Source organism: Gluconacetobacter aggeris (assembly GCF_014174395.1).
Classification (GTDB): Bacteria; Pseudomonadota; Alphaproteobacteria; order Acetobacterales; family Acetobacteraceae; genus Gluconacetobacter; species Gluconacetobacter aggeris.
Genome location: NZ_JABEQD010000004.1, coordinates 1 through 20265 on the forward strand (window position 1 = coordinate 1; position 20265 = coordinate 20265).

Annotated in this window: 23 protein-coding genes and 1 pseudogene; 22 read left to right on the forward strand and 2 right to left on the reverse strand. The window is 67.2% G+C overall.

Annotated features, from left to right (window positions below; translation table 11 throughout):
* The 14 genes and pseudogenes from HLH36_RS07330 to HLH36_RS07395 all read left to right on the forward strand — a co-directional run.
* Nucleotides 1-199 (forward strand): annotated as a pseudogene (locus HLH36_RS07330) (phosphate ABC transporter ATP-binding protein); the annotation flags it as partial.
* A gap of 25 nt (nt 200-224) precedes the next feature.
* Nucleotides 225-923, forward strand: a complete 699-nt coding sequence (gene phoU, locus HLH36_RS07335) for a phosphate signaling complex protein PhoU (RefSeq protein WP_182985774.1) — start codon at nt 225-227, stop codon at nt 921-923.
* 151 nt (nt 924-1074) lie between these two features.
* Nucleotides 1075-1593 carry a Spy/CpxP family protein refolding chaperone gene (locus HLH36_RS07340; protein WP_182985775.1) on the forward strand — a complete coding sequence of 173 codons (519 nt, stop codon included), beginning with the start codon at nt 1075-1077 and terminating at the stop codon, nt 1591-1593.
* 179 nt (nt 1594-1772) lie between these two features.
* Nucleotides 1773-3158 carry a signal recognition particle protein gene (gene ffh, locus HLH36_RS07345; RefSeq protein ID WP_182985776.1) on the forward strand — a complete coding sequence of 462 codons (1386 nt, stop codon included), beginning with the start codon at nt 1773-1775 and terminating at the stop codon, nt 3156-3158.
* 67 nt (nt 3159-3225) lie between these two features.
* Nucleotides 3226-3573: a 30S ribosomal protein S16 gene (gene rpsP, locus HLH36_RS07350; protein WP_182985777.1), complete on the forward strand. Its 348-nt coding sequence runs from the start codon at nt 3226-3228 to the stop codon at nt 3571-3573.
* Between the two features lie 37 nt (nt 3574-3610).
* The gene (rimM, locus tag HLH36_RS07355; protein WP_182985778.1) at nt 3611-4174 is read left to right on the forward strand and encodes a ribosome maturation factor RimM; all 564 of its coding nucleotides are present in this window, start codon (nt 3611-3613) and stop codon (nt 4172-4174) included.
* Entirely contained in the window at nt 4171-4917 is a 747-nt protein-coding gene (gene trmD / locus HLH36_RS07360; RefSeq protein ID WP_182985779.1) for a tRNA (guanosine(37)-N1)-methyltransferase TrmD, read from the forward strand. The genes rimM and trmD overlap by 4 nt, the downstream gene beginning before the upstream one ends.
* Nucleotides 4918-4947: 30 nt before the next feature.
* Nucleotides 4948-5328 carry a 50S ribosomal protein L19 gene (rplS, locus tag HLH36_RS07365; protein ID WP_114729415.1) on the forward strand — a complete coding sequence of 127 codons (381 nt, stop codon included), beginning with the start codon at nt 4948-4950 and terminating at the stop codon, nt 5326-5328.
* Between the two features lie 150 nt (nt 5329-5478).
* Nucleotides 5479-6882 (forward strand): 3-isopropylmalate dehydratase large subunit, encoded by a 1404-nt coding sequence (gene leuC / locus HLH36_RS07370; RefSeq protein ID WP_182985780.1) that lies wholly within the window; start codon nt 5479-5481, stop codon nt 6880-6882.
* 3 nt (nt 6883-6885) lie between these two features.
* Nucleotides 6886-7509 (forward strand): 3-isopropylmalate dehydratase small subunit, encoded by a 624-nt coding sequence (gene leuD / locus HLH36_RS07375; RefSeq protein ID WP_182980415.1) that lies wholly within the window; start codon nt 6886-6888, stop codon nt 7507-7509.
* A 45-nt stretch (nt 7510-7554) separates the two neighbouring features.
* The gene (gene leuB / locus HLH36_RS07380; RefSeq protein ID WP_182985781.1) at nt 7555-8667 is read left to right on the forward strand and encodes a 3-isopropylmalate dehydrogenase; all 1113 of its coding nucleotides are present in this window, start codon (nt 7555-7557) and stop codon (nt 8665-8667) included.
* A 70-nt stretch (nt 8668-8737) separates the two neighbouring features.
* Entirely contained in the window at nt 8738-10858 is a 2121-nt protein-coding gene (locus HLH36_RS07385; protein ID WP_182985782.1) for a prolyl oligopeptidase family serine peptidase, read from the forward strand.
* Nucleotides 10859-11590: 732 nt separating this feature from the next.
* Nucleotides 11591-11941, forward strand: a complete 351-nt coding sequence (locus HLH36_RS07390) for a hypothetical protein (RefSeq protein ID WP_182985783.1) — start codon at nt 11591-11593, stop codon at nt 11939-11941.
* A 473-nt stretch (nt 11942-12414) separates the two neighbouring features.
* Entirely contained in the window at nt 12415-12792 is a 378-nt protein-coding gene (locus tag HLH36_RS07395; protein ID WP_182985784.1) for a hypothetical protein, read from the forward strand.
* 98 nt (nt 12793-12890) lie between these two features.
* Here HLH36_RS07395 and rpsU read toward each other — a convergent pair whose 3' ends face one another.
* Nucleotides 12891-13094 (reverse strand): 30S ribosomal protein S21, encoded by a 204-nt coding sequence (gene rpsU, locus HLH36_RS07400; protein WP_010506446.1) that lies wholly within the window; start codon nt 13092-13094, stop codon nt 12891-12893.
* 268 nt (nt 13095-13362) lie between these two features.
* Between rpsU and def the strand changes: the two genes are divergently transcribed.
* The 5 genes from def to HLH36_RS07425 are packed head-to-tail and all read left to right on the forward strand — an operon-like array spanning nt 13363 to nt 17243.
* Complete coding sequence (gene def / locus HLH36_RS07405; protein WP_182985785.1) at nt 13363-13893, forward strand: peptide deformylase; 531 nt, start codon at nt 13363-13365, stop codon at nt 13891-13893.
* Nucleotides 13890-14552 (forward strand): ubiquinone biosynthesis protein COQ9, encoded by a 663-nt coding sequence (locus tag HLH36_RS07410; RefSeq protein WP_182985786.1) that lies wholly within the window; start codon nt 13890-13892, stop codon nt 14550-14552. The genes def and HLH36_RS07410 overlap by 4 nt, the downstream gene beginning before the upstream one ends.
* The gene (locus HLH36_RS07415) at nt 14549-15088 is read left to right on the forward strand and encodes a MarR family transcriptional regulator (protein ID WP_182985787.1); all 540 of its coding nucleotides are present in this window, start codon (nt 14549-14551) and stop codon (nt 15086-15088) included. Before HLH36_RS07410 ends, HLH36_RS07415 begins: the two co-directional genes overlap by 4 nt.
* A 13-nt stretch (nt 15089-15101) precedes the next feature.
* Nucleotides 15102-15824 carry a response regulator gene (locus HLH36_RS07420; RefSeq protein ID WP_408871857.1) on the forward strand — a complete coding sequence of 241 codons (723 nt, stop codon included), beginning with the start codon at nt 15102-15104 and terminating at the stop codon, nt 15822-15824.
* 24 nt (nt 15825-15848) lie between these two features.
* Nucleotides 15849-17243, forward strand: a complete 1395-nt coding sequence (locus HLH36_RS07425; protein WP_408871858.1) for an ATP-binding protein — start codon at nt 15849-15851, stop codon at nt 17241-17243.
* 105 nt (nt 17244-17348) lie between these two features.
* Here HLH36_RS07425 and HLH36_RS07430 read toward each other — a convergent pair whose 3' ends face one another.
* Entirely contained in the window at nt 17349-17912 is a 564-nt protein-coding gene (locus tag HLH36_RS07430) for an outer membrane protein assembly factor BamE (RefSeq protein WP_182985788.1), read from the reverse strand.
* Between the two features lie 167 nt (nt 17913-18079).
* Between HLH36_RS07430 and HLH36_RS07435 the strand changes: the two genes are divergently transcribed.
* The 3 genes from HLH36_RS07435 to plsX all read left to right on the forward strand — a co-directional run bounded on the left by HLH36_RS07435 (nt 18080) and on the right by plsX (nt 20206).
* Nucleotides 18080-18631, forward strand: a complete 552-nt coding sequence (locus tag HLH36_RS07435) for a YceD family protein (RefSeq protein ID WP_182985789.1) — start codon at nt 18080-18082, stop codon at nt 18629-18631.
* A 152-nt stretch (nt 18632-18783) separates the two neighbouring features.
* Nucleotides 18784-18987 carry a 50S ribosomal protein L32 gene (gene rpmF / locus HLH36_RS07440; RefSeq protein WP_182985790.1) on the forward strand — a complete coding sequence of 68 codons (204 nt, stop codon included), beginning with the start codon at nt 18784-18786 and terminating at the stop codon, nt 18985-18987.
* A gap of 121 nt (nt 18988-19108) precedes the next feature.
* Nucleotides 19109-20206 carry a phosphate acyltransferase PlsX gene (gene plsX / locus HLH36_RS07445; protein WP_182985791.1) on the forward strand — a complete coding sequence of 366 codons (1098 nt, stop codon included), beginning with the start codon at nt 19109-19111 and terminating at the stop codon, nt 20204-20206.
* The last annotated feature ends 59 nt before the right edge of the window (nt 20207-20265 follow it).

Below are 20265 nucleotides of genomic sequence, written 5' to 3' on the forward strand. Positions count from 1 at the left end.
CGAGGAATTGCTGGACGAGCTGAAAGGCGAGTTCACGATCGCGATCGTGACGCATAACATGCAGCAGGCGGCGCGCTGCGCGGATCGGGTGGCGTTCTTCTACATGGGCGAACTGGTCGAGGTGGACAGTGCCGACCGCATGTTCACCGCCCCGCGCGAGCGGCGCACCCAGGATTACATCACCGGCCGGTTCGGCTGAGTTCGGCGGGCAGGGGAGAGGCACCATGGTCAAGGAACAGGCGCACACCGTCAGCAGCTACGAGCAGCAGCTCTCGCAGTTGCGCGGAATGATGGTCGCCATGGGGCGGCTGGTCACACAGCAGACCGAACAGGCGGTTGCCGCCGTGGTGGAGGGCGATACCGAGGCCGGCCGGACGGCGCAGGCGCTCGACCCGCAGGTGGACCAGTTGGAGCGCGATATCGAGACGCTGGCGATCCGCCTGCTGGCGCTGCGGGCGCCGATGGCGGGCGACCTGCGCGAGATCGTGGCGGCGATGAAGATTTCGGGCGACCTGGAGCGGATCGGCGATTGCGCGGCCAGCGTGGCCAAGCGCGCGCTGAAGGTCGATACCGTGCCGACCGATGTCCCGGCCGGGGCCCTGCGCAGCATGGGGCGGCTGGTGCAGGAGAATCTGCGCCGGGCGGTCGATGCCATGAGCCAGCAGGACAGCGCGCGCGCGGTCGAGGTCTGGCAGTCGGACGCGGCGGTGGACGAGCTGTATACCGCCATGTTCCGCGAGCTGGTGACCTACATGATGGAGGACCCGCGTACGATCCGCTCCTGCACCCATCTGCTGTTCATCGCCAAGAACCTGGAGCGGATCGGCGACCACGCCACCAATATCGCCGAGCGCGTCTATTACGCCGCCACGGGTGAGATGCTGCCGACGGAAAGGCCGCGCGGGGGTGCCTCCGTCCGTTAGCGGACGACCCGCCTGCATGTCGGATGGCGGGGGCTGGCATGCTTACATTTCGTAGCACAAACGCCTGATTTCGAACCGGCTTTGCATGGTTAGATTTCATGGTTGGGCCGGGGGGCGACCCCGGGCCGGTTACGGAAATAGAGGCGCACACATGTTCAAGAAGACGATCCTGGCGGTGACGGTCCTGGCCGGCCTGTCGGCAACGGGGGCCCGGGCCCATGATATGTCGCCGCCGCCTTCCGGCCCGGGTTTCCATGGCGGCTGGAGAGCGCATCATGGGCTGGAGGTCCTGGCCGGACTGAAGCTGACCCCGGCGCAGCACAAGCAGATCCATGCGATTTTGGCCGCCGCGCGCAAGGACAAGCGCGCGGACTGGAAGCAGGAAGGCGCGCTGCATGAGCAGATCCGCGACCTGCTGCTGACGCCCGGCCCGGTCGACCGGGCGAAGCTGACGTCGCTGACCCAGCAGATCGAAGCCCTGCATCAGGCCGCCATCGACAGCCGGCTGGACGTGGCGGTGAAGATCCATGACATCCTGACGCCGGAGCAACTGGCTGATGCGAAGGCACGCGAGGACAAGATTCGTTCGCTGCACGAGCAGCTGGACGAGCTGACGGCACTGCCCCCGCCGCCGGCCAAGGGGGCGTCCAAGGAAGACGGCGAGGAATGAGGCGCCCGGAATAAGACGGCCAGACAGTCGCGATTCCACCGGGGTGGCCACTCCCTGGCCGCTCCGGACCGGAATCGTTGACATCGGGAGGGGAGGGGCGTAAAGCCTGCCCCGAAATCAGGACCGCCGCCTCGCGAGTGTTCGCGCAGTGGCGCGATATCTTTTGGGGTGAACGTCCTTTGTTCGAGGCGCTGTCAGGTAAGCTTTCCGGTGTGTTCGACGGCCTCGCCAAGCGCGGCGCACTGTCCGAGGCCGATGTGGCCGAGGCGATGCGCGAGGTGCGTCTGGCGATGCTGGACGCCGACGTGGCGCTGCCGGTCGTCAAGGACTTCGTCAACAAGGTCCGCGAGCGTGCCGTGGGGCATGAGGTGCTGGACAGCATCTCGCCCGGCCAGGCCGTCGCCAAGATCGTCAATGACGCGCTGATCGACGCGCTGGGCGGCGCGGGCGCGGTACCGCTGAACCTGAATGCCGTCCCGCCGGTGCCGATCCTGATGGTCGGCCTGCAGGGCTCGGGCAAGACCACGACCTCGGGCAAGATCGCCCTGCGGCTGGCGACCCGCGAGCGCAGGAAGGTGCTGCTGGCCAGCCTGGATACCCAGCGCCCGGCCGCCCAGTTGCAGTTGCAGCAGCTTGCCGAGCGCGCCGGCGTGCCCTCGCTGCCGATCGTGCCCGGCCAGACGCCGGTCGAGATCGCGCGGCGGGCCATGGATACCGGGCGGCGCGAAGGGTTCGACGTCGTTATCCTGGATACCGCCGGCCGCCTGTCGATCGACGAGGCGCTGATGAACGAGGTGCGGGAGATCCGCGCCGAGACGTCACCGGCCGAAACCCTGCTGGTCGTCGATGCGATGACCGGCCAGGATGCCGTCAATACCGCCCGTGCCTTCAACGAGGCCGTGGGCGTGACCGGCGTGGTCATGACCCGGATGGACGGCGATGCAAGAGGCGGCGCCGCGCTGTCGATGCGGGCCGTGACCGGCGCGCCGATCAAGCTGACCGGTTCGGGCGAGAAGCTGGACGCGCTGGAGGAATTCCATCCCGAGCGTGTGGCCGGCCGTATCCTGGGCCTGGGCGATATCGCCGGCCTGGTCGAGAAGGCCGCCGATACCCTGGATCATGAAGAGAGCGAGAAGATCGCCCTCAAGATGATGCAGGGCAAGTTCGACCTGGACGACTATGCCGCGCAGATCCGCCAGATCGCGAAGATGGGCTCGCTGTCGGGGATTCTCGACATGCTGCCCGGCATGGGCAAGGTCAAGCAGGCGCTGGGCGACAAGGACCTGGATACCTCGGTCCTGAAGCGCCACCAGGCCATCATTTCGTCCATGACCCGGGCGGAGCGCAAGACGCCCGCCATCATCAAGGCGTCGCGCAAGAAGCGCATCGCCGCCGGGTCGGGCAGCACTGTTCAGGACGTCAACCGGCTGCTGAAGCAGTTCGATGACATGTCCACGATGATGAAGCGGATCAACAAGCTCGGCATGAAAGGTCTCATGCGCCAGGGAATGTCCGCTCTCATGCCCAAGGGGCCGAAACCGCCCGGCGGCCGTCCGTTCGGCTGACGCGATCGACCAGATCGTTTCGTCCCTGTCCGCATTCCGCACGTTTTTATTTCGGAGAATTGCCTCAATGAGCCTGAAGATCCGCCTCGCCCGCGCCGGCGCGAAGAAGCGCCCCTACTACCACATCGTGGTGGCCGACAGCCGTTCGCCGCGCGACGGCCGCTTCATCGAGAAGGTGGGCGCCTACAACCCGATGCTGCCGTCCGAGCATGCTGACCGCATCCGCCTGGTGAACGAGCGCATCACGCACTGGCTGTCGCAGGGCGCCCTGCCGACCGACCGCGTTGCCCGCTTCCTGGGCAATGCCGGCCTGATCGCGAAGCCGGTCTATACCGAGCAGCCGAAGAAGTCCGCGCCGAAGAAGCGCGCGCAGGAGCGTGCCGCTGCTGCCGCCGCCGCTGCCGCCACGGCCTGAGCCGACGCGCGGATAAGGGCACAGGTGGGCTGAACCGGTGGATCGCGATCGTATCCTGATGGGTGTGGTGGGGCGGCCGCATGGCGTGCGGGGGCTGGTGCGCGTGCACAGCTACGCCGCCGTGCCGGAAGACCTGACGTCCTATGGAACGCTGACCGACGACCGGGGACAGGTCTGGACCCTGCGCTGGCGCGGTGACGGCATTGCCGAACTCCGCGACGGGGCGGGCCAGCCTGTGGCAGGGCGAGAAGCCGCCCAGGCGCTGGTCAACCGCCGCCTGTATGTCGCGCGGGCCAGCCTGCCGGAGCCCGACCAGGACGAATTCTATTTTGCCGACCTGATCGGCCTGGCGGTTCACGAGCAGGATGGCAGGTCGCTGGGGCGTGTCCTGGTCGTCCATGATTATGGTGCCGGGGTCAGCCTGGAGATCGGCGGGGAGGGGCATGCGCCCCTGATCCTGCCCTTTACCCAGGCCTGTTTCCCGGTGATCGACGTCGCTGCCGGCCGGATCGAAGCGGTCCTGCCGGACGAGGTCGAGGTGCAGGGCGACCTGTCGCCGGAGGGGGGCGATGTCTCCCCTGCCGTCGGGGGGGCGTCATGACCTGGCAGGCCACGATCCTGACCCTCTTCCCCGGCATGTTTCCCGGTCCGCTTGGCCAGTCTCTGGCCGGGCGGGCGCTGGAGGACGGGCTGTGGTCGCTCGATCTGCGCGACCTGCGGGACTATGGCCTGGGGCGGCATCGGACGGTGGACGATACGCCCTTCGGCGGCGGGGCGGGCATGGTCATGCGTCCGGATGTGGTGTCAGCCGCGATCCGCGACGTGGCGGCCGCCGGGCGCCCGGTGATCTATCCGACGCCCCGTGGGCGGTTGCTGCGCCAGGACGATGTCCGTCGCCTGACCGGCGGCCCCGGCGTGGTGGTGCTGTGCGGGCGCTACGAAGGGGTGGATGAGCGGGTGCTGGAGGCATGCGCCGTCGAGCAGGTCTCGATCGGCGATTATGTCCTCTCCGGCGGGGAGATGGCGGCCCTGGTGCTGCTGGATTCCTGCGTCCGGCTGATCCCCGGCGTCATGGGCTCGGACGCCAGCGGCACGGAGGAAAGCTTCTCCGACGGGCTGCTGGAATATCCGCATTACACCAAGCCGGCGAGCTGGGAGGGGCGCGACGTGCCCGACATCCTGCTGTCCGGTCATCACGCCGCCATCGCAAGCTGGCGGCAGACTGAATCCGAGACGGCGACCCGCGTCCGCCGGCCCGACCTCTGGGCCGCGTATCGGCGCCGCACCGGCCAAGACACGTCCGATCCGGTCAGCCATGCGGCTGATCCCGACCGGCTGCACTGACTAGACTGTTTTGAAACGAGGAACCCGATCATGAACATTATCCAGCAGTACGAGGCCGGTGAGATTGCCCGCCTCTCCGCCGAGCGTGCGGTCCCCGAATTCGGCCCCGGCGACACGGTCCGCGTGTCGGTCCGCGTCGTCGAAGGCGAGCGCAAGCGCGTCCAGGCCTATGAAGGCGTGGTGATCGCCCGTTCGAACAAGGGGCTGAACAGCAACTTCACCGTGCGCAAGATCTCGAACGGCGAAGGCGTGGAGCGCGTGTTCCCGCTCTATGCCCCCACGATCGCCGAGATCAAGGTCGTGCGCCGTGGTGCCGTGCGTCGTGCGAAGCTGTATTATCTGCGCGGCCGCCGCGGCAAGTCGGCGCGTATCGCCGAGCGCGCCCGCGAGACGGTGACGGCCACGGCCTGATCACCATCCGATACCGCGATGCGTCGCCTCCGGCCACGGCCGATGGGTGGCGCATCGTCCTGATCCTACGGGTTCGTTCCTTCGCCGTCCGCGTGGCTTCGCGGATGGCGGGGCCGTTCCACGCCATGCCGTTCCGAAGGGGAAAGACCGATGGCCGCACGCACGCTGTTCGACAAGATCTGGGACAGTCATGTCGTGGAGCGGCTCGAGGACGGCACGGCCATTCTCTATATCGACCGGCACCTCGTGCATGAGGTGACGAGCCCGCAGGCGTTCGAGGGGCTGCGTATCAGCGGTCGCCGCCTGCGCCGGCCGGACGCCACCATCGCGGTGGTGGACCATAACGTGCCGACCTCCGACCGCACCCTGCCGATCGAGGAGCCGGAAAGCCGCAACCAGATCGAGACGCTGGAGCGCAATGTCCGCGAATTCGGCGTGCCGTATTTCCCGCTTCTGTCGGAACGGCAGGGCATCGTGCATGTGGTGGGGCCGGAGCAGGGGATTTCGCTGCCCGGCATGACCATCGTCTGCGGCGACAGCCATACCTCGACCCACGGCGCGATGGGCGCGCTGGCGTTCGGCATCGGCACGTCCGAGGTCGAGCATGTGATGGCGACCCAGACCCTGCTGCAGAAGCCCGCCCGCAACATGAAGGTGGTGGTCGAGGGCACGCTGGGCGCGGGGGTGACCGCCAAGGATGTGATGCTGGCCATCATCGGCACCATCGGCACCGCCGGCGGCACCGGCTATGTGATCGAATTCGCGGGTTCGACGATTCGCGGGCTGGACATGGCCGGACGGATGACGATCTGCAACATGTCGATCGAGGCGGGAGCGCGCGCCGGGCTGGTGGCGCCGGACGAGACGACGTTCGACTACGTGCGCGGCCGGCCCTTCGCGCCGCAGGGCGAGGCGTTCGAGCAGGCGGTGGCCTACTGGAAGACGCTGGTGGCCGATGACGGTGCCCATTACGACAAGGTCGTGGAACTGCGGGCCGAGGATATTCCGCCGGTCCTGACCTGGGGCACCAGCCCCGAGACGGTGATCCCGGTCTCCGGCACCGTGCCCGACCCGGCGGCGGAAAGCGACGGGGCGAAGCGCGCGCAGTTGCAGCGCATGCTCGACTATATGGGGCTGGAAGCCGGGCAGAAGATCGCCGGCGTGCCGGTCGATGTCGTCTTCATCGGCTCCTGCACCAACAGCCGGATCGAGGATCTGCGCTCGGCGGCGTCGATCGTGGCGGGGCGGCATGTGGCGCCGGGCGTGCGGGCCATGGTGGTGCCCGGATCGGGCATCGTGAAGGCGCAGGCCGAACGCGAGGGGCTGGACCGGGTCTTTCTCGATGCCGGTTTCGAATGGCGCGAGGCGGGATGTTCGATGTGCCTGGGCATGAACCCCGACCGGCTGACGCCGGGGCAGCGCTGCGCTTCGACCTCCAACCGCAATTTCGAGGGGCGCCAGGGGCCGGGCGGGCGTACCCACCTGCTTTCGCCCGCGATGGCGGCGGCGGCGGCGGTGACGGGACATCTGACGGACGTGCGGGAGCTGATCTGAGCCATGGATAAATTCACTGTCCTGACCGCGATCGCGGCGCCTCTGCCGGAAGCGAATATCGACACCGACAAGATCATTCCGGCGCGGTTCCTCAAGACCACCAAGCGATCCGGCCTGGGCGTGCATGCGTTCGATGGCATGCGCTACAATCAAGACGGGTCGGAGAAGCCGGATTTCGTGCTGAACCGGGAGCCCTATCGCAAGGCCGGCATCCTGATCACCCATGACAATCTGGGCTGTGGTTCGTCGCGGGAGCATGCGCCCTGGGCGCTGCTGGATTTCGGCATCCGCTGCGTGATCGCGCCGTCATTCGCCGATATCTTCTTCAATAACTGCTTCAAGAACGGGATTCTGCCGATCCGCCTGCCGCGCGAGATCTGCGATGCGCTGATGGACGATGCGCGGCTGGGCGCCAATGGCCGGCTGACGGTCGATCTGGAGCGGCAGGTGGTCGTGCGGCCCGATGGCGAAGAGATCGGGTTCGAGATCGATCCGCTACGCAAGCATCTGCTGCTGGAAGGGCTGGACGATATCGGCCAGACCCTGCAGCACGAAGGCGCGATCAGCACGTTCGAGGCCACGCGCGGTCAGGCCCAGCCCTGGCAGACGCAAATCGTCATCGACTGACTATCGCGCCCTGCGCCGTCTATTTGTCACGACAGGAAACGAGAAATGACCGTTACCAAGAAGCTCCTTGTCCTGCCCGGCGACGGGATCGGCCCCGAGGTGATGAACGAGGTCGCGCGGATCGTGGCGTGGATGGGCCGCAAGCGCGGCGTCGCCTTCGATATTTCCGAGGATCTGGTTGGTGGCGCGTCGCTTGCGGTGCATGGGGTGCCGATCCGTGACGAGGTGATCACGGCGGCCAAGGCCGCGGACGCGGTGCTGTTCGGCTCGGTCGGCGATCCGAAATGGGCGTCGGTCGGCTTCGATCTGCGGCCGGAGGTCGCGATCCTGAAGCTGCGGCAGGAACTGGGGCTGTTTGCCAACCTGCGCCCCGCGAAGCTGTTCGACGCGCTGGCCGAGGCCAGCACGCTGAAGCCCGAAGTGGTGGCCGGGCTGGACATCATGATCGTGCGTGAATCCGTGGGCGGGATCTATTTCGGCACGCCGCGCGGGATCGAGACGCTGCCCGATGGCAGCAAGCGCGGCATCAATACCGAAATCTACACCACGTCCGAGATCGAGCGCGTGGCGCGGGTCGCCTTCGACCTGGCGCGGCAGCGCGGCAACCGCGTCTGTTCGGTCGAGAAATGCAACGTGATGGAAAGCGGCCTGCTGTGGAAGGAGGTCGTGACCGCGCTGCATGCACGCGACTATGCGGATGTGGAGCTGACCCACATGCTGGCCGACAATTGCGCCATGCAGCTGGTGCGCAATCCGCGCCAGTTCGACGTCATTGTGACCGGCAATCTGTTCGGCGACCTGCTGTCCGACCTGGCGTCGATGCTGACCGGCAGCCTGGGCATGCTGCCCTCGGCCACGCTGGGCGCGGTGGATGAGGAGGGGCGGCGTCCGGCGCTGTATGAACCGATCCATGGCAGCGCGCCCGATATCGCCGGCAAGGGAATCGCGAACCCGCTGGCGCAGATCCTCTCGTTTGCGATGCTGCTGCGCTACTCCTTCGCAATGGAAGCCGAAGCTGCGCTGATCGAACAGGCGGTGGCCAATGTGCTGGCCAGCGGCCTGCGCACCGCCGATATCATGAGCCCCGGCATGGCCCAGGTCGGTACCACCGTGATGGGCGAGGCCGTGGTGCGCGAACTGGACAAGCTGAACGGCTGATCCGATCCGGCACTCGTCCCCCCGCTCGGGGGGACGAGTGCCGGGCTTCCCACGGGCTGGAACATCTGGAATGCTTCCGGCCATGCGCTCGTTTCGAATCATCATCGCTGGATTTGCGATGCTGGCCACCATGCCGGCTGTCGCCTCTTCTTCTTCCGCGCCGCCCCCCGATGCCTTGTCCGAAGTGCGCGGCAAGGCCGCCTTGTCGTGGGTGGATGAGCAGAACCGGCGGACCTTCGCGGGGCTGGAAGCCGATCCACGCTATCGCGTCTTTCATGATTCCGTGCTGCGGATCCGGCAGGATGCGCACCGCATACCGATGCCGACCTTCCTGGGCGGGGAAATCTTCAATTTTTGGCAGGACGCGGCCCATCCGCGCGGGATCTGGCGCGAAACGGCGCCGGAGCGCTTCGTGGCCGGGCATCCGCTGTGGACCACCCGGCTGGATGTCGACGAACTGGCCCGGCGCGAGCATCGCAACTGGGTGTTTCAGGGCGCGGACTGTCTGGCGCCCGACGATTCGCCCTGTCTGATCCAGCTTTCGGAAGGGGGCGAGGACGCGACGACCCTGCGTGAATTCGCCCCTCTGTCTGGCGGGTTCACGCCCGATGGTTTCCTGTTGCCCCACTCCAAGCAGACCGTGGCATGGGAAGATCGGGACACGCTGCTGGTGGCGCGCGACTGGGGTGATGGCCCGCGTGGCGTCTCTGGCGGGGCGATGACCCGTGCGGGGTATCCGTTCGTGGTGCGCCGCCTGCACCGGGGGCAGGCGCTGGATAGCGCGGTGGAGGTGATGCGCGGCCAGCGCGATGACGTGCTGGTGGCGCCGGTTGCGCTGGCCGACGGGGAGGGGCACCGGCTGGTGCTGATCCGTCGCGCCGTGACGTTCTTCGAGGATCGCTATAGCCTCGTGACCGACGGGGGCACGCGGGCGCTCGACCTGCCCGCGCGCATGGACCTGCATGGCCTGCTGGCCGGGCGGCTGATTCTGTCGGCCAATCAGGATTGGCAGTCGGGCGGCGTGAAGATTCCGGCCGGCAGCGTCATCGCCGTCGATCCGGATGGGCGCATGCCGGTCCAGCTCCTGTTTACGCCCGGCGCGCGTCAGGCGGTCGATGAAGTCGCGGTGACGGGGACGGGCGTGGTGATGACGGTGCTCGACTCGGTGCGCGGCCAGGGGTGGGTCTACCGGCCCGATGCAGCCGGTGGCTGGCATGGTACGCGGCTGAAGCTGCCCGACATGATGTCGGTCCATATCATGGATGCCGACCGTCGTTCGGGGCGGGCGTTTCTCTCGGTCTCGGGCTTCCTGACGCCGCAGCAGCTCTGGCTGGCCGACAGCACCGACGGCAGCGCGCGGAAGATCATGGAACTGCCTCCCCAGTTCGATTCGGCCGGGCTGGTGGTCGGGCAGGAATGGGCGGTTTCGAGCGATGGGACGCGGATTCCCTATTTCATCGTGCATCGGGCGGATATGCGGTCCGATGGCAGCAATCCGACCCTGTTGACCGCTTATGGCGGATTCCAGCTCTCGTCATTGCCCGATTACGACCCGGTGGCGGGCAGGCTGTGGCTGGATCGGGGTGGTGTCTATGTCGTGGCCAATATCCGGGGCGGCGGCGAGTTCGGGCCGGCCTGGCACGAGGCGGGACGGATGGCCGGCCGCCAGCATGTCTTCGACGATTTCGCCGCCGTGGCGCGCGACCTGATCGCGCGAAAGATCACCGTGCCCGCCCATCTGGGGATTCGCGGGCGTTCGAATGGCGGGCTGTTGATGGGGGTGGAATTCACCCAGCATCCCGATCTGTGGGGGGCGGTGATCGTGGGGGTGCCATTGCTGGACATGGAGCATTTCGAGACCATGGCTGCCGGGGCCTCGTGGGCCGGGGAGTATGGCAGCATGGCGGTACCGGAGCAGCGGACGTTCCTGGAACGGATTTCGCCCCTGCGGGCGCTGCGTCCCGGGGTGCACTATCCCGAGCCGTTCATCTTTACCTCGACCCTCGATGACCGGGTGGGCCCGGTGCACGCGCGGCTGTTCGCGGCGCGGCTCCAGGCGCTCGGGGTACCCTTTCTGTATTACGAGGATACCGAAGGCGGCCATTCCGGGACGGTGAATGCGAGCGAGGTCGCGCGCGAGCGCGCGCTGGAGGCAGTGTATCTGAGCCGCCTGATGGATCGGGGCCACTGAGGCGAGTGTTTCTGGTCGCAGAAATAATCGCACATCAGGTGGCGTGGGAAAGTTCTGCGTGATACGCTGAGAGTGGCGTGTAGCAACGCTCTTTTGCATTGGGGCGGCCTCTCTGTCGGGCGGCCTGCCAAATATAACACCCGGACTTTGTCCAGCGGTGAACAGGGAGACCTGTTACCGTAGCGGGAATAGGCGGGACGTGCCTATGCCTCATGCAAACACGTTGCTAACCGCCCGACGCCAGGAGCGGCCGGGACGCCGATTCCACGGGACGATCCGGGGAAGCGTCCAGACCTGAAAGCCGGCATGAAGAAAGTCGGCCTGTCGAGGGAATCCGGCTTTCCTGCGGGGATCGACGCGTGAGAGCGGATCGCAGAATCCTTGGCGCTCCAGATGCTTGCGCGCAAGGGCTGGTCACCCTTCGGGGTGGCGTCGGAAAATCCTGTGTGATATCGTGAACATGGCGTGTAGCAACGCTTTTTCCAAAGGGGTGGCCTCCTTGTCGGGTGGCCTGCCGAATATAACACCCGGACTATGTCCAGCGGTGAACGGGTTATGCTGTTTATCGTCACGGAAATAGGCAGGGCGTGCTTTTGCCCTTTTTGGAACACGTTGCTACCCGCCCGACGCCAGGAGCGGCACGCGGAGGCGTGCCCTTACCGTTGCGATGGCGTTCGGAATGAATGCGAACGGGATGGGTACGTGGTGCAGGATGAACCAGGCGAGTCGCCTATGATGGCCCCTGCCATGGCTTCGGCCATGGTGCGGACCCATGGCAAGGACGCCATTGCCGTCGTCCGGCGTCATATCGCGCGCAGCCTGGAAGATAATCTGGTCGACGATGTCGAATTCTGGCTGCGGGTCCGCGATCAGATCGAATGTCTGCAATGGAGCGCGACGTGGGCGGGGCAGGACCGGAGGCGGCCTGCCGCCGGGGACGGGCGGCCGGGCGAGGAGGTCGTGCTGGAGGCGTGGCTGAAGGAGACGCTGTGCCGGATGGCGGGATCGGCGGTGGATGAGCCGATTCCGGAGGCGCTTCTACGGCTGGTCGGACTGCCGATTCCCGAAGGCGATCCGGAGTGACGGGGCCGTCCGGGACGCCGTCCCGGGATCGGGCCACGGCATGAAGAAAGCCGGTCTTCCGAGGCAAGTCGGCTTTCTTGCCGGGTTCGGCGCCTGAGAGCGCGGGGAGCTTTGCGTCGTGATGACGCCGCTTCATCTCGCGAAAGTTGCTTTCGGAGCAGGTGCTTGCACGCCAGGGGTGATCACCCTTCAGGGTGGCGCCGGAAAAACCCGCGTGATATCGTGAGAATGGCGTGTAGCAACGCTTTTTCCAAAAGGGGTGGCCATCCCTGTCGGATGGCCTGCCGAATATAACACCCGGACCATGTCCAGCGGTGAACGGGTCGTGCTGTTTATCGTCATGGAGATAGGCAGGGCGTGCTTTTCGCCCTTCTGGAACACGTTTCTACCCGCCCGACGCCAGGAGCGGTCGGGGAGGTGTGCCCTTGCCGTTACGCTGTCGTTGCGGAACGCATGCGGATCGGGATGGCCACGTGGTGCAGGACGAACCAGGCGAATCGGTTATGACGGCTCAGGCGATGGCGTCGGCCATGGTGCGGGTCTATGGCGAAAACGCCCTCGGCGCAGTCCGGCGCCATATCGCGCGCTGTCTTGAGGACAATCTGATCGACGATCTCGAGTTCTGGCTACGGGTGCGCAACCAGGTCGAGCATCTGCAATGGAAGGAGATCCGGGGGGAGCGGAGCGGCAAGCGGCCGGCCGGGACCAGGCGATCGGGAGAAGAGATCGTGCTGGCGGCATGGTTGAAGGACGCACTCTCCAGGATGGCGGGATCGGTAGCGGACGAGCCCATCCCGGAGGAGCTTCTGCGGCTGCTCGATGCGCCGATGCCGCCGGACGATCCGAGCTGACGGGGGCGAGGAGGAGCCGCATCTGAATCAGGCATGAAAAAAGCCGGCTTCCCGAGGGGAAACCGGCTTTCCTGCGGGGATCGACGCCTGATGGCGGATCAGAACCCTTCGCGCTCCAGGCGCTTGCGCTCCATCTTGCGGGCGCGGCGCACGGCCTCGGCAGCCTCGCGCGCCTTGCGCTCGGAGGGCTTTTCGTAGTGGCGACGCAGCTTCATCTCGCGGAAGATGCCTTCACGCTGCATCTTCTTCTTGAGTGCCTTGAGAGCCTGGTCGACATTATTGTCGCGAACGAGAACCTGCACTTGGTCGCTAACTCCTGTTTGTGGCTGCCTTGGGGTTAACCACGAAAACCATGGATGGGATAACCGCCCAAGGCCCGGCCCTGCATGCGATTCCCGAATGGCGCGGAGCTATAACATGGGCCTTGCGCGAAATACAAATCATTCCGCCCGTTTCCTGTGGGGCGGGGGCGGACTATTTTACAGGTCCGCCTCGCGCCAGGCGCGGGGGTGGATGATTCCGTGAGGATTCCGGGCCGTGATGAGGCTGGACGGAGGATAGGCAGAGACCGTGACCTTGCTCAAGATCGCCCGGATGGGCCATCCCGTCCTGCTGCGTCGCGCGGACGACGTGCCGGACCCCACTGCGCCGGAGATCGGCCGGCTGATCGACGACATGATCGAGACGATGGAAGATGCGCGCGGCGCCGGCCTGGCGGCGCCGCAGGTCCATGTCTCGCAGCGGCTGTTCGTCTATCGGGTGCCGGCCGAGCGCAGTGCGGGGGAGGACGACCCGCCGCGCGAGGCCAGTGTGCTGATCAACCCGGTGCTGCGGCCGGTCGGTGACGAGATGGTGCTGCGGCCCGAGGGCTGCCTGTCGATTCCCGGCCTGCGGGGCATGGTGCCGCGCCATCTGCGTGTCGCCTATTCGGGCGTGGACCGGGCCGGCCGGCCGGTGCAGGGCGTGGCGACCGGTTTTCTGGCCAACGTGTTACAACATGAATACGATCATCTGGACGGCATCCTGTACCCGATGCGGATGAAGGATCTGGGCCAGATGGGATTCGACGAGGAAATCGGGCGCTACGGGGTGCGGGGATGAACGGGATAGGCGCTATCGCGACGCTGGCGGGCCGGCTGGCCGGATGCGCTGTCGGCTGCGGGCGGCCGGGACGGCCGGAGCGCAGCCTGGCGCGGGATGAGGCGGTGAGCCGCCTGGGCGCGGTGGCGGGCGCGCGCGGATGGGGACTGGATGTCCTGCGGGATGTCGCCGGTCCGGATGCCGACCTGCTGTTTCCCGGCGGGTCGGCCGAACTGGTCGAAGCCTGGTGCGATCTTGGCGATCGGATCATGATCGATGCCGCGCGGGGGCTGGACGAGCCGCGCCTGGGGCGGCGGGTGCGCGCGGTCATCCTGTTGCGGCTGGGGGTGATCGCGCCGGATCGCGATGCGGTGCGCCGGGCGCTTGCCGTGCTGCTCGCTCCGGGCCATGCGGGCCTGCTGGCCCGGGTCATGGGCCGGACGGTCGATGCGATCTGGGAAGCCGCGGGGGACCATGCGACCGGCATGACCCGGCAGACCAAGCGGATGAGCCTGGGCACGATCTACGGCCAGGTGCTGCTGTTCTGGCTGGCGCGGGGGGATGACAGCGAGGCGGTAGCGGATTTCCTGGACCGGCGGCTGGCCGGGGTCGTGCGCCTGGGCCGGGCGAAGCAGGCCCTGCTGGCGCGGCTGCGGCCCGGACGGACCCAGGCCGCGTGAGCGAACAGAAGGCGCCGGGCCGGCGCCATGCCGCGGGCGCCGGCCTGCTGTTCCTGCGCGAGGAGGAAATGCGGCAGGCGCAGGAGCTGATGATGCTGGCGTGGCGGGATTTCGGCGGAGTGGTCGATCCGGTGCTGGAGACGCTGGGCCTGGGGCGGGCCCATCATCGCATCCTGCAGCTCGTCGGCCATCACCCGGGTATTGCCGTCGGCGCGCTGATCGATCTGCTGGGCATCACCAAGCAGAGCCTCGGGCGCGCGCTGACCGACCTGCAGTTGCGGGGCTATGTGGTGCAGGAAGTGGGGCGGCGGGACCGACGGCTGCGCCTGCTGTCGCTGACGGAGAACGGGGCGGCGGTGGAGCGGCAGCTTTTCGACCTGCAGCGGGAAAAACTGATGGGTGTGTATCGCGACGTGGGGGCTTCGGCGATCGATGGGTTTCGCCGGGTCGTGCAGGGGCTTATGGACGATCGGACGCGCCTGATACTCGAGGACGTGGCTGCGGCGGCGGAGCGGGCGCATCGTGGCGGAGCATAAGCCGGGACGGACGATGATGGGACTTGACGGGCGGGACGGATCGGTGGCGGGAGCGCATATTCTGGTGGTAGATGACGATCCGCGCCTGCGGCGTCTGTTGCAACGCTACCTGACCGAGCATGGGTTTCGTATCAGTGCGGCTTCGTCGGCCGCCGAGGCGCGACAGGTGCTGGGCTTCATGCAGCCCGACGCGATGGTGCTGGACGTGACGATGCCCGGCGAGAACGGGCTGGCGCTGACCCGTGCCCTGCGGCAGGAGGGGCAGGATTTGCCGATTCTGCTGCTGACCGCGCGCGGCGAGCCCGAAGACCGGATCACGGGGCTGGAGGCGGGGGCCGACGATTATCTGGGCAAGCCGTTCGAGCCGCGCGAATTGCTGCTGCGGCTGAAGGCGCATCTGCGGCGTTTCGCGCCGCCCGCGCCGTCGGACAATCTGCGGGTGGTGCGGCTGGGCGGCCTGGAATTCGACCCGGCGCGCGGCCTGCTGTCCGGCCCGGAAGGCAGCGTGCACCTGACGGGTGGAGAGGTCGCGCTGCTGAGCGCGCTGGCGCGCCGCCCCAATGAAGTGCTGGGCCGGGACGAGATCGCCCGCCTGCTGGACATGGAGGAAATCGGCGAACGCGCGGTGGACGTGCAGGTGACGCGCCTGCGCCGCCGGATCGAGCCCGACCCGCGCGAGCCGCGTTTTCTCCAGACCGTCCGCGGCAAGGGATATGTGCTGAAGCCGGGCATGTGAGGGCAGGCGGGAAGGAGGCCATCCATGGCGGTGGATGACAGGCCGCGGCAGGCGGGACGGTCCCGCTCCATGGCGGGGCTGTATCGCCGGATGGATCGGCCGGTGCGCCGGGTCCTGCCGCGCTCGCTGCTTGGGCGGATGCTGCTGATCGTGCTGATCCCGCTCCTGGTCACGCAGGGGATTTCGCTGGAGCTGTTCTACGGCAATTACCTCAAGGTCGTGTCGCGCCGCATGTCGGGCAGTGTCGCGGCGGATATCGTCCTGACCCTGGACCTGCTGAAACGCTATCAGGCGCCGGGGGACAGGGCCTGGATCATGAACCAGGCCCGGGTGCGCACCCAGTTGGACATGGATTGGGACCCCGGACAGCGCCTGGCGCGCACCGGGTCGACCCATGTGCTGGGCCCCATGGATGACGACCTGGCCTATGCGCTGGACAATTCGATCGGCCGGCCGTTCCATGTCGACTGGATCGGCGATCCGCAGACCGTACATATTCGTATCCAGATGCCCGACGGCGTGCTGGATGTCGGCGCGCCGCGCAAGCGGCTGGCCGTGGCGCCCATCTGGCTGTTCGTGGCCTGGGCGGTAGGGAGCACGTTCCTGCTGTTCACGATCGCCAGCCTGTTCATGCGCAACCAGATCCGCGCGATCCGCCGCCTGGCCCGGGCGGCGGAGCTGTTCGGCCTGGGGCGCGATATCGGGCCCATCCGGCCCGAGGGCGCGCAGGAGGTGCGCAAGGCGGCGGTCGCGTTCAACCGCATGCAGGAGCGTATCTTCCGTTTCGTGGCGCAGCGCACGGCGGTGCTGGCCGGCGTGTCGCACGATCTGCGGACGCCGCTGACCCGCCTGCGCCTGTCGCTGGCGATGATCCCGCCGCAGGGCTCCATAGATGCCGCGCAGTTTCAGGCCGAGGTGACCGACATGGTCGGCGACATCGCGGAAATGGAGGGCATGATCGAAAGCTATCTGTCCTTCGCCCGGGGCGAGGGGGCGGAGACGCCGGTCGGGGTCGATATCGGCCAGATGCTGGACGAGGTGGCATCCGCCTTTCGCCGGGCGGGCGGGACGATCCTCTCCGTTTCGGTGCCCGAGGCGATCGAGGCTGTCCTGCGGCCGGGTGCGATCCGCCGCGTGCTGGACAATCTGCTGCAGAATGCGCGGCGGCATGGGGCACGCGTGGCCCTGAGTGCCAGCCAGGACGAGCGTGGTGTGGTGATCTGCGTCGATGATGACGGGCCGGGCATCCCGCGCGACAGGATGGAGGCGGTCTTCCGCCCGTTCGAGAGCGGGCAGGACGGTGGGACCGGGCTGGGCCTGACCATCGCGCGCGATATCGTGCGCGCCCATGGCGGTGACATCGCCCTGCGGCGGAGCCGCCTTGGCGGCCTGCAGGTCCGGATCGTGCTGCCGGCGTAAGGTCGGTCAGACGCTGATCGAGCGGAGCGGCCGTGACGGCCGTGGACACCGACGCGCGGGAAATGCGCGTCGGATCGCCGGCAGGCCGGCTTTGCAGGCAGATTTTTAGGGGAGGGTGTTACCCGAGCCGGCATGACCCGGACCGCTGTTGGAACTCATCGGCCCGCTGCTGCCGCCGAATGTGCTGTTCATGTTGCTCAGCGGGTTGTAGCGGCCGACATTGCCCAGGATCTGCTGCAGGACATTGATCTTGGTGCCCGGGGTCGGGGTTGCACCGGGCGCCATGCTGGTGAAGCGCGCGTTGCTCTTGTCCAGGGTCTGCAGCGTGCGCAGCACGCCCTTGTCGTCGAAGCTCAGCACCACGACGTCCTGCGAGCGGACGGCCGGAAAATCCAGAGGCGCCGGCACCGTTCGCATGGAGATGTAGATCCATGTGTTGTCGTCGAACGTCGCATGGGTGGTGGGCGAGCCCAGCAGGTCCATCGCTTCGGCGCGGGTGCTGACGCCGGGCTTGAGCTGCTTGTAATCGTCGGGCTCGATCAGCGAGCCGCGCTGGCTCGGCCGGGGCGAGAAGATCGAGCAGCCGGATAGCAGCAGGCCCAGTCCCACGACCGCGCAAGGAAGAAGACGCCCGATCGGGCGGATGGTCGTGTCCGAAGATGACCGCATGGCCTGTGGGGCGTCCTGATCCGGGAAAAACTCTTCCGTCCGGTGCCCGATTGGGGTGGCGAAGTCAATTCTTCATCGCCATACAGGAAGCATTATCGGCATCGGGCGCGCGGATTACCGGGCCGCCACCGGGGCGGCAGCAGGACAGGATGCGGGAGCAGGACAGGATGAAGACGGAATTTTCCCGCAAGCTCGCGGTTGGGCGAATCGGCGCGGCGGGTCGCGAGATGGAGATCGAGGCCGATGCGGCGGAGCGCGCGGCCCTGGCCCGCCGTTTCGGGCTGCCGGCCATCCACGCACTGTCCTGCCGCTATCGCCTGACGGTGGGCCGGCGGGAGGAGGTGCTGGCCGAAGGCTGGCTGGCGGCCGAGGTGGAGCAGGTATGCGTGCTGACGGCCGAGCCGTTCGTGAGCGTGCTGACCACGGAGGTCATCGCCCGCCTGGTGCCCGCCGAGCGGTTTCGCGAGGATGAGGAACTGGACCCCGAGGCGGTGGACGAGATCCCCTATGAGAACGATACGATCGACCTGGGCGAACTGACGGCGGAGGAGCTGTCGCTGGCGCTCGATCCCTATCCGCGCAGCCCGGGGGCCATGCTGCCCGACGAGATCGGGCATGTGGACGTGCCGCCCGCGAGTCCCGAGGCGGCGGAAGAGGCGGAAGAGGGGCGTCCGTCCCCTTTCGCCGGGCTGGCCGCACTGCGCAGGGGCAATGCATAACGGAGGCATCAAGGTGCGTGCCGGGGGTACCGCGATGAGAAGATATCTTGCGAGTTCGCTTTCTTCCTGCTAGAGGCGCCCCCTCATTATCGATAACTGATCGGGTTCCAGCCGGGCCCGGTTAAGATCTCAGATCGGAGGGGCCCGGGCCCATGGCTGTACCCAAAAGAAAAACCTCGCCGTCCCGTCGCGGCATGCGCCGCAGCCACGAGGCGCTGAGCGTGCAGGCATATGCCGAATGCGCGAATTGCGGCGAACTGAAGCGCCCGCATCATGTTTGCAGCCATTGCGGCCATTATGACGGCCGTGAGGTCGTTGCGGCTGGCAAGACGCTGAAGACCGCCGTCCGGGCCTGACCCGCGGCGCATGGCCGTGCGGATGCGATAGCGTGGCCCGCCGGGTGGCGGGCCGCGCTTTCCTGCGACACGATCCCGTGACGGCCTTGCGAATTTGGTGTTCACCCGGCAGAAGGCAGGCATGAGCGAGACAGGTTCCTCTTTTTCCGGGGCAGAGCCCTTCACGCTGGCGATTGACGGCATGGGGGGGGACGGCGGTCCGGAAGTTGTGGTGGCCGGCCTGGCGATTGCTGCCGACAGGCACCCCGGCACACGGGTTCTGCTGATCGGGGACGAGCGCCGTCTGGCCGAGACGCTGGCCCGCCACCCCAAGGCCGCCGCGATCTGCACGGTGCGGCCTGCCGGCAGTGCCATCCCCATGGACATGAAGCCGACGGCCGCGCTGCGCGTGCGGGATTCGTCGATGCGGCTGGCAATGGATGCCGTGGCGCAGGGCGAGGCCCTGGGCGTGGTATCGGCCGGCAACAGCGGCGCGATGCTGGCGCTGGCCAAGATTGTCATCAAGACCCTTCCCGGTGTCTCCCGTCCTGCGATGGCGGCCATCAGCCCGACGCTGAAGGGCGATGTCGTGATGCTGGACCTGGGCGCCAATGTCGCCTGCGACGCGCGCAACCTCGTCGAATTCGCGGTGATGGGCGAAGCCTTCGCCAAGGCGGTGCTGGGCCTGCCCGCGCCGACCATCGGCCTGCTGAATGTCGGGTCCGAAGAGGTGAAGGGCGACGAAAAGCTGCGCCAGGCAGCCGAGATCCTGCGCAACAGCCCCCTGGCGGCGCAGTTCCATGGCTTCGTCGAAGGACATGACATCACCGCCGGCACCACCGATGTGGTGGTGACCGACGGTTTTACCGGCAATGTCGCGCTGAAGACCGGCGAGGGCGCGCTGAAGATGGCGTTCGTCCTGCTGCGCCAGGTCTTCCGCTCGGGCCTGCTGGCCAAGCTGGGCTACCTGCTGGTGCGTCCGGGACTGGAGCGCATGCGCGAATGGCTGGACCCGCGCCGGTATAATGGCGCGGTATTCGTCGGCCTCAATGGTGTCGTGGTCAAATCGCATGGCGGGACTGACGCCGAAGGCTTTGCATCGGCGGTGGATGTTGCCATGGATATGGTGTCGCACCGGTTCAACGAGAGCATAAGGGACCAGATCTCCCGATTGGAGACGCTGTCCGTCATGCGGCCGGGCATGGAAAAGGAACAGCCGGCGGTCGCAGCCGTAAGCTGACCCGCCCCGCCGGGGCGGTGTGTCTCCATCGGGGGGCGAGGGCCGGGCTTGGAATGATG

Bases quoted from the DNA above. Each gene is read 5' to 3' on its own strand.
- phoU (WP_182985774.1), top strand. From the start codon at position 225: ATGGTCAAGGAACAGGCGCACACCGTCAGCAGCTACGAGCAGCAGCTC.
- HLH36_RS07340 (WP_182985775.1), top strand. From the start codon at position 1,075: ATGTTCAAGAAGACGATCCTGGCGGTGACGGTCCTGGCCGGCCTGTCG.
- rpsP (WP_182985777.1), top strand. From the start codon at position 3,226: ATGAGCCTGAAGATCCGCCTCGCCCGCGCCGGCGCGAAGAAGCGCCCC.
- trmD (WP_182985779.1), top strand. From the start codon at position 4,171: ATGACCTGGCAGGCCACGATCCTGACCCTCTTCCCCGGCATGTTTCCC.
- rplS (WP_114729415.1), top strand. From the start codon at position 4,948: ATGAACATTATCCAGCAGTACGAGGCCGGTGAGATTGCCCGCCTCTCC.
- leuC (WP_182985780.1), top strand. From the start codon at position 5,479: ATGGCCGCACGCACGCTGTTCGACAAGATCTGGGACAGTCATGTCGTG.
- leuD (WP_182980415.1), top strand. From the start codon at position 6,886: ATGGATAAATTCACTGTCCTGACCGCGATCGCGGCGCCTCTGCCGGAA.
- leuB (WP_182985781.1), top strand. From the start codon at position 7,555: ATGACCGTTACCAAGAAGCTCCTTGTCCTGCCCGGCGACGGGATCGGC.
- HLH36_RS07385 (WP_182985782.1), top strand. From the start codon at position 8,738: ATGCTTCCGGCCATGCGCTCGTTTCGAATCATCATCGCTGGATTTGCG.
- HLH36_RS07390 (WP_182985783.1), top strand. From the start codon at position 11,591: ATGATGGCCCCTGCCATGGCTTCGGCCATGGTGCGGACCCATGGCAAG.
- HLH36_RS07410 (WP_182985786.1), top strand. From the start codon at position 13,890: ATGAACGGGATAGGCGCTATCGCGACGCTGGCGGGCCGGCTGGCCGGA.
- HLH36_RS07420 (WP_408871857.1), top strand. From the start codon at position 15,102: ATGATGGGACTTGACGGGCGGGACGGATCGGTGGCGGGAGCGCATATT.
- HLH36_RS07425 (WP_408871858.1), top strand. From the start codon at position 15,849: ATGGCGGTGGATGACAGGCCGCGGCAGGCGGGACGGTCCCGCTCCATG.
- HLH36_RS07430 (WP_182985788.1), bottom strand. From the start codon at position 17,912: ATGCGGTCATCTTCGGACACGACCATCCGCCCGATCGGGCGTCTTCTT.
- HLH36_RS07435 (WP_182985789.1), top strand. From the start codon at position 18,080: ATGAAGACGGAATTTTCCCGCAAGCTCGCGGTTGGGCGAATCGGCGCG.
- rpmF (WP_182985790.1), top strand. From the start codon at position 18,784: ATGGCTGTACCCAAAAGAAAAACCTCGCCGTCCCGTCGCGGCATGCGC.
- plsX (WP_182985791.1), top strand. From the start codon at position 19,109: ATGAGCGAGACAGGTTCCTCTTTTTCCGGGGCAGAGCCCTTCACGCTG.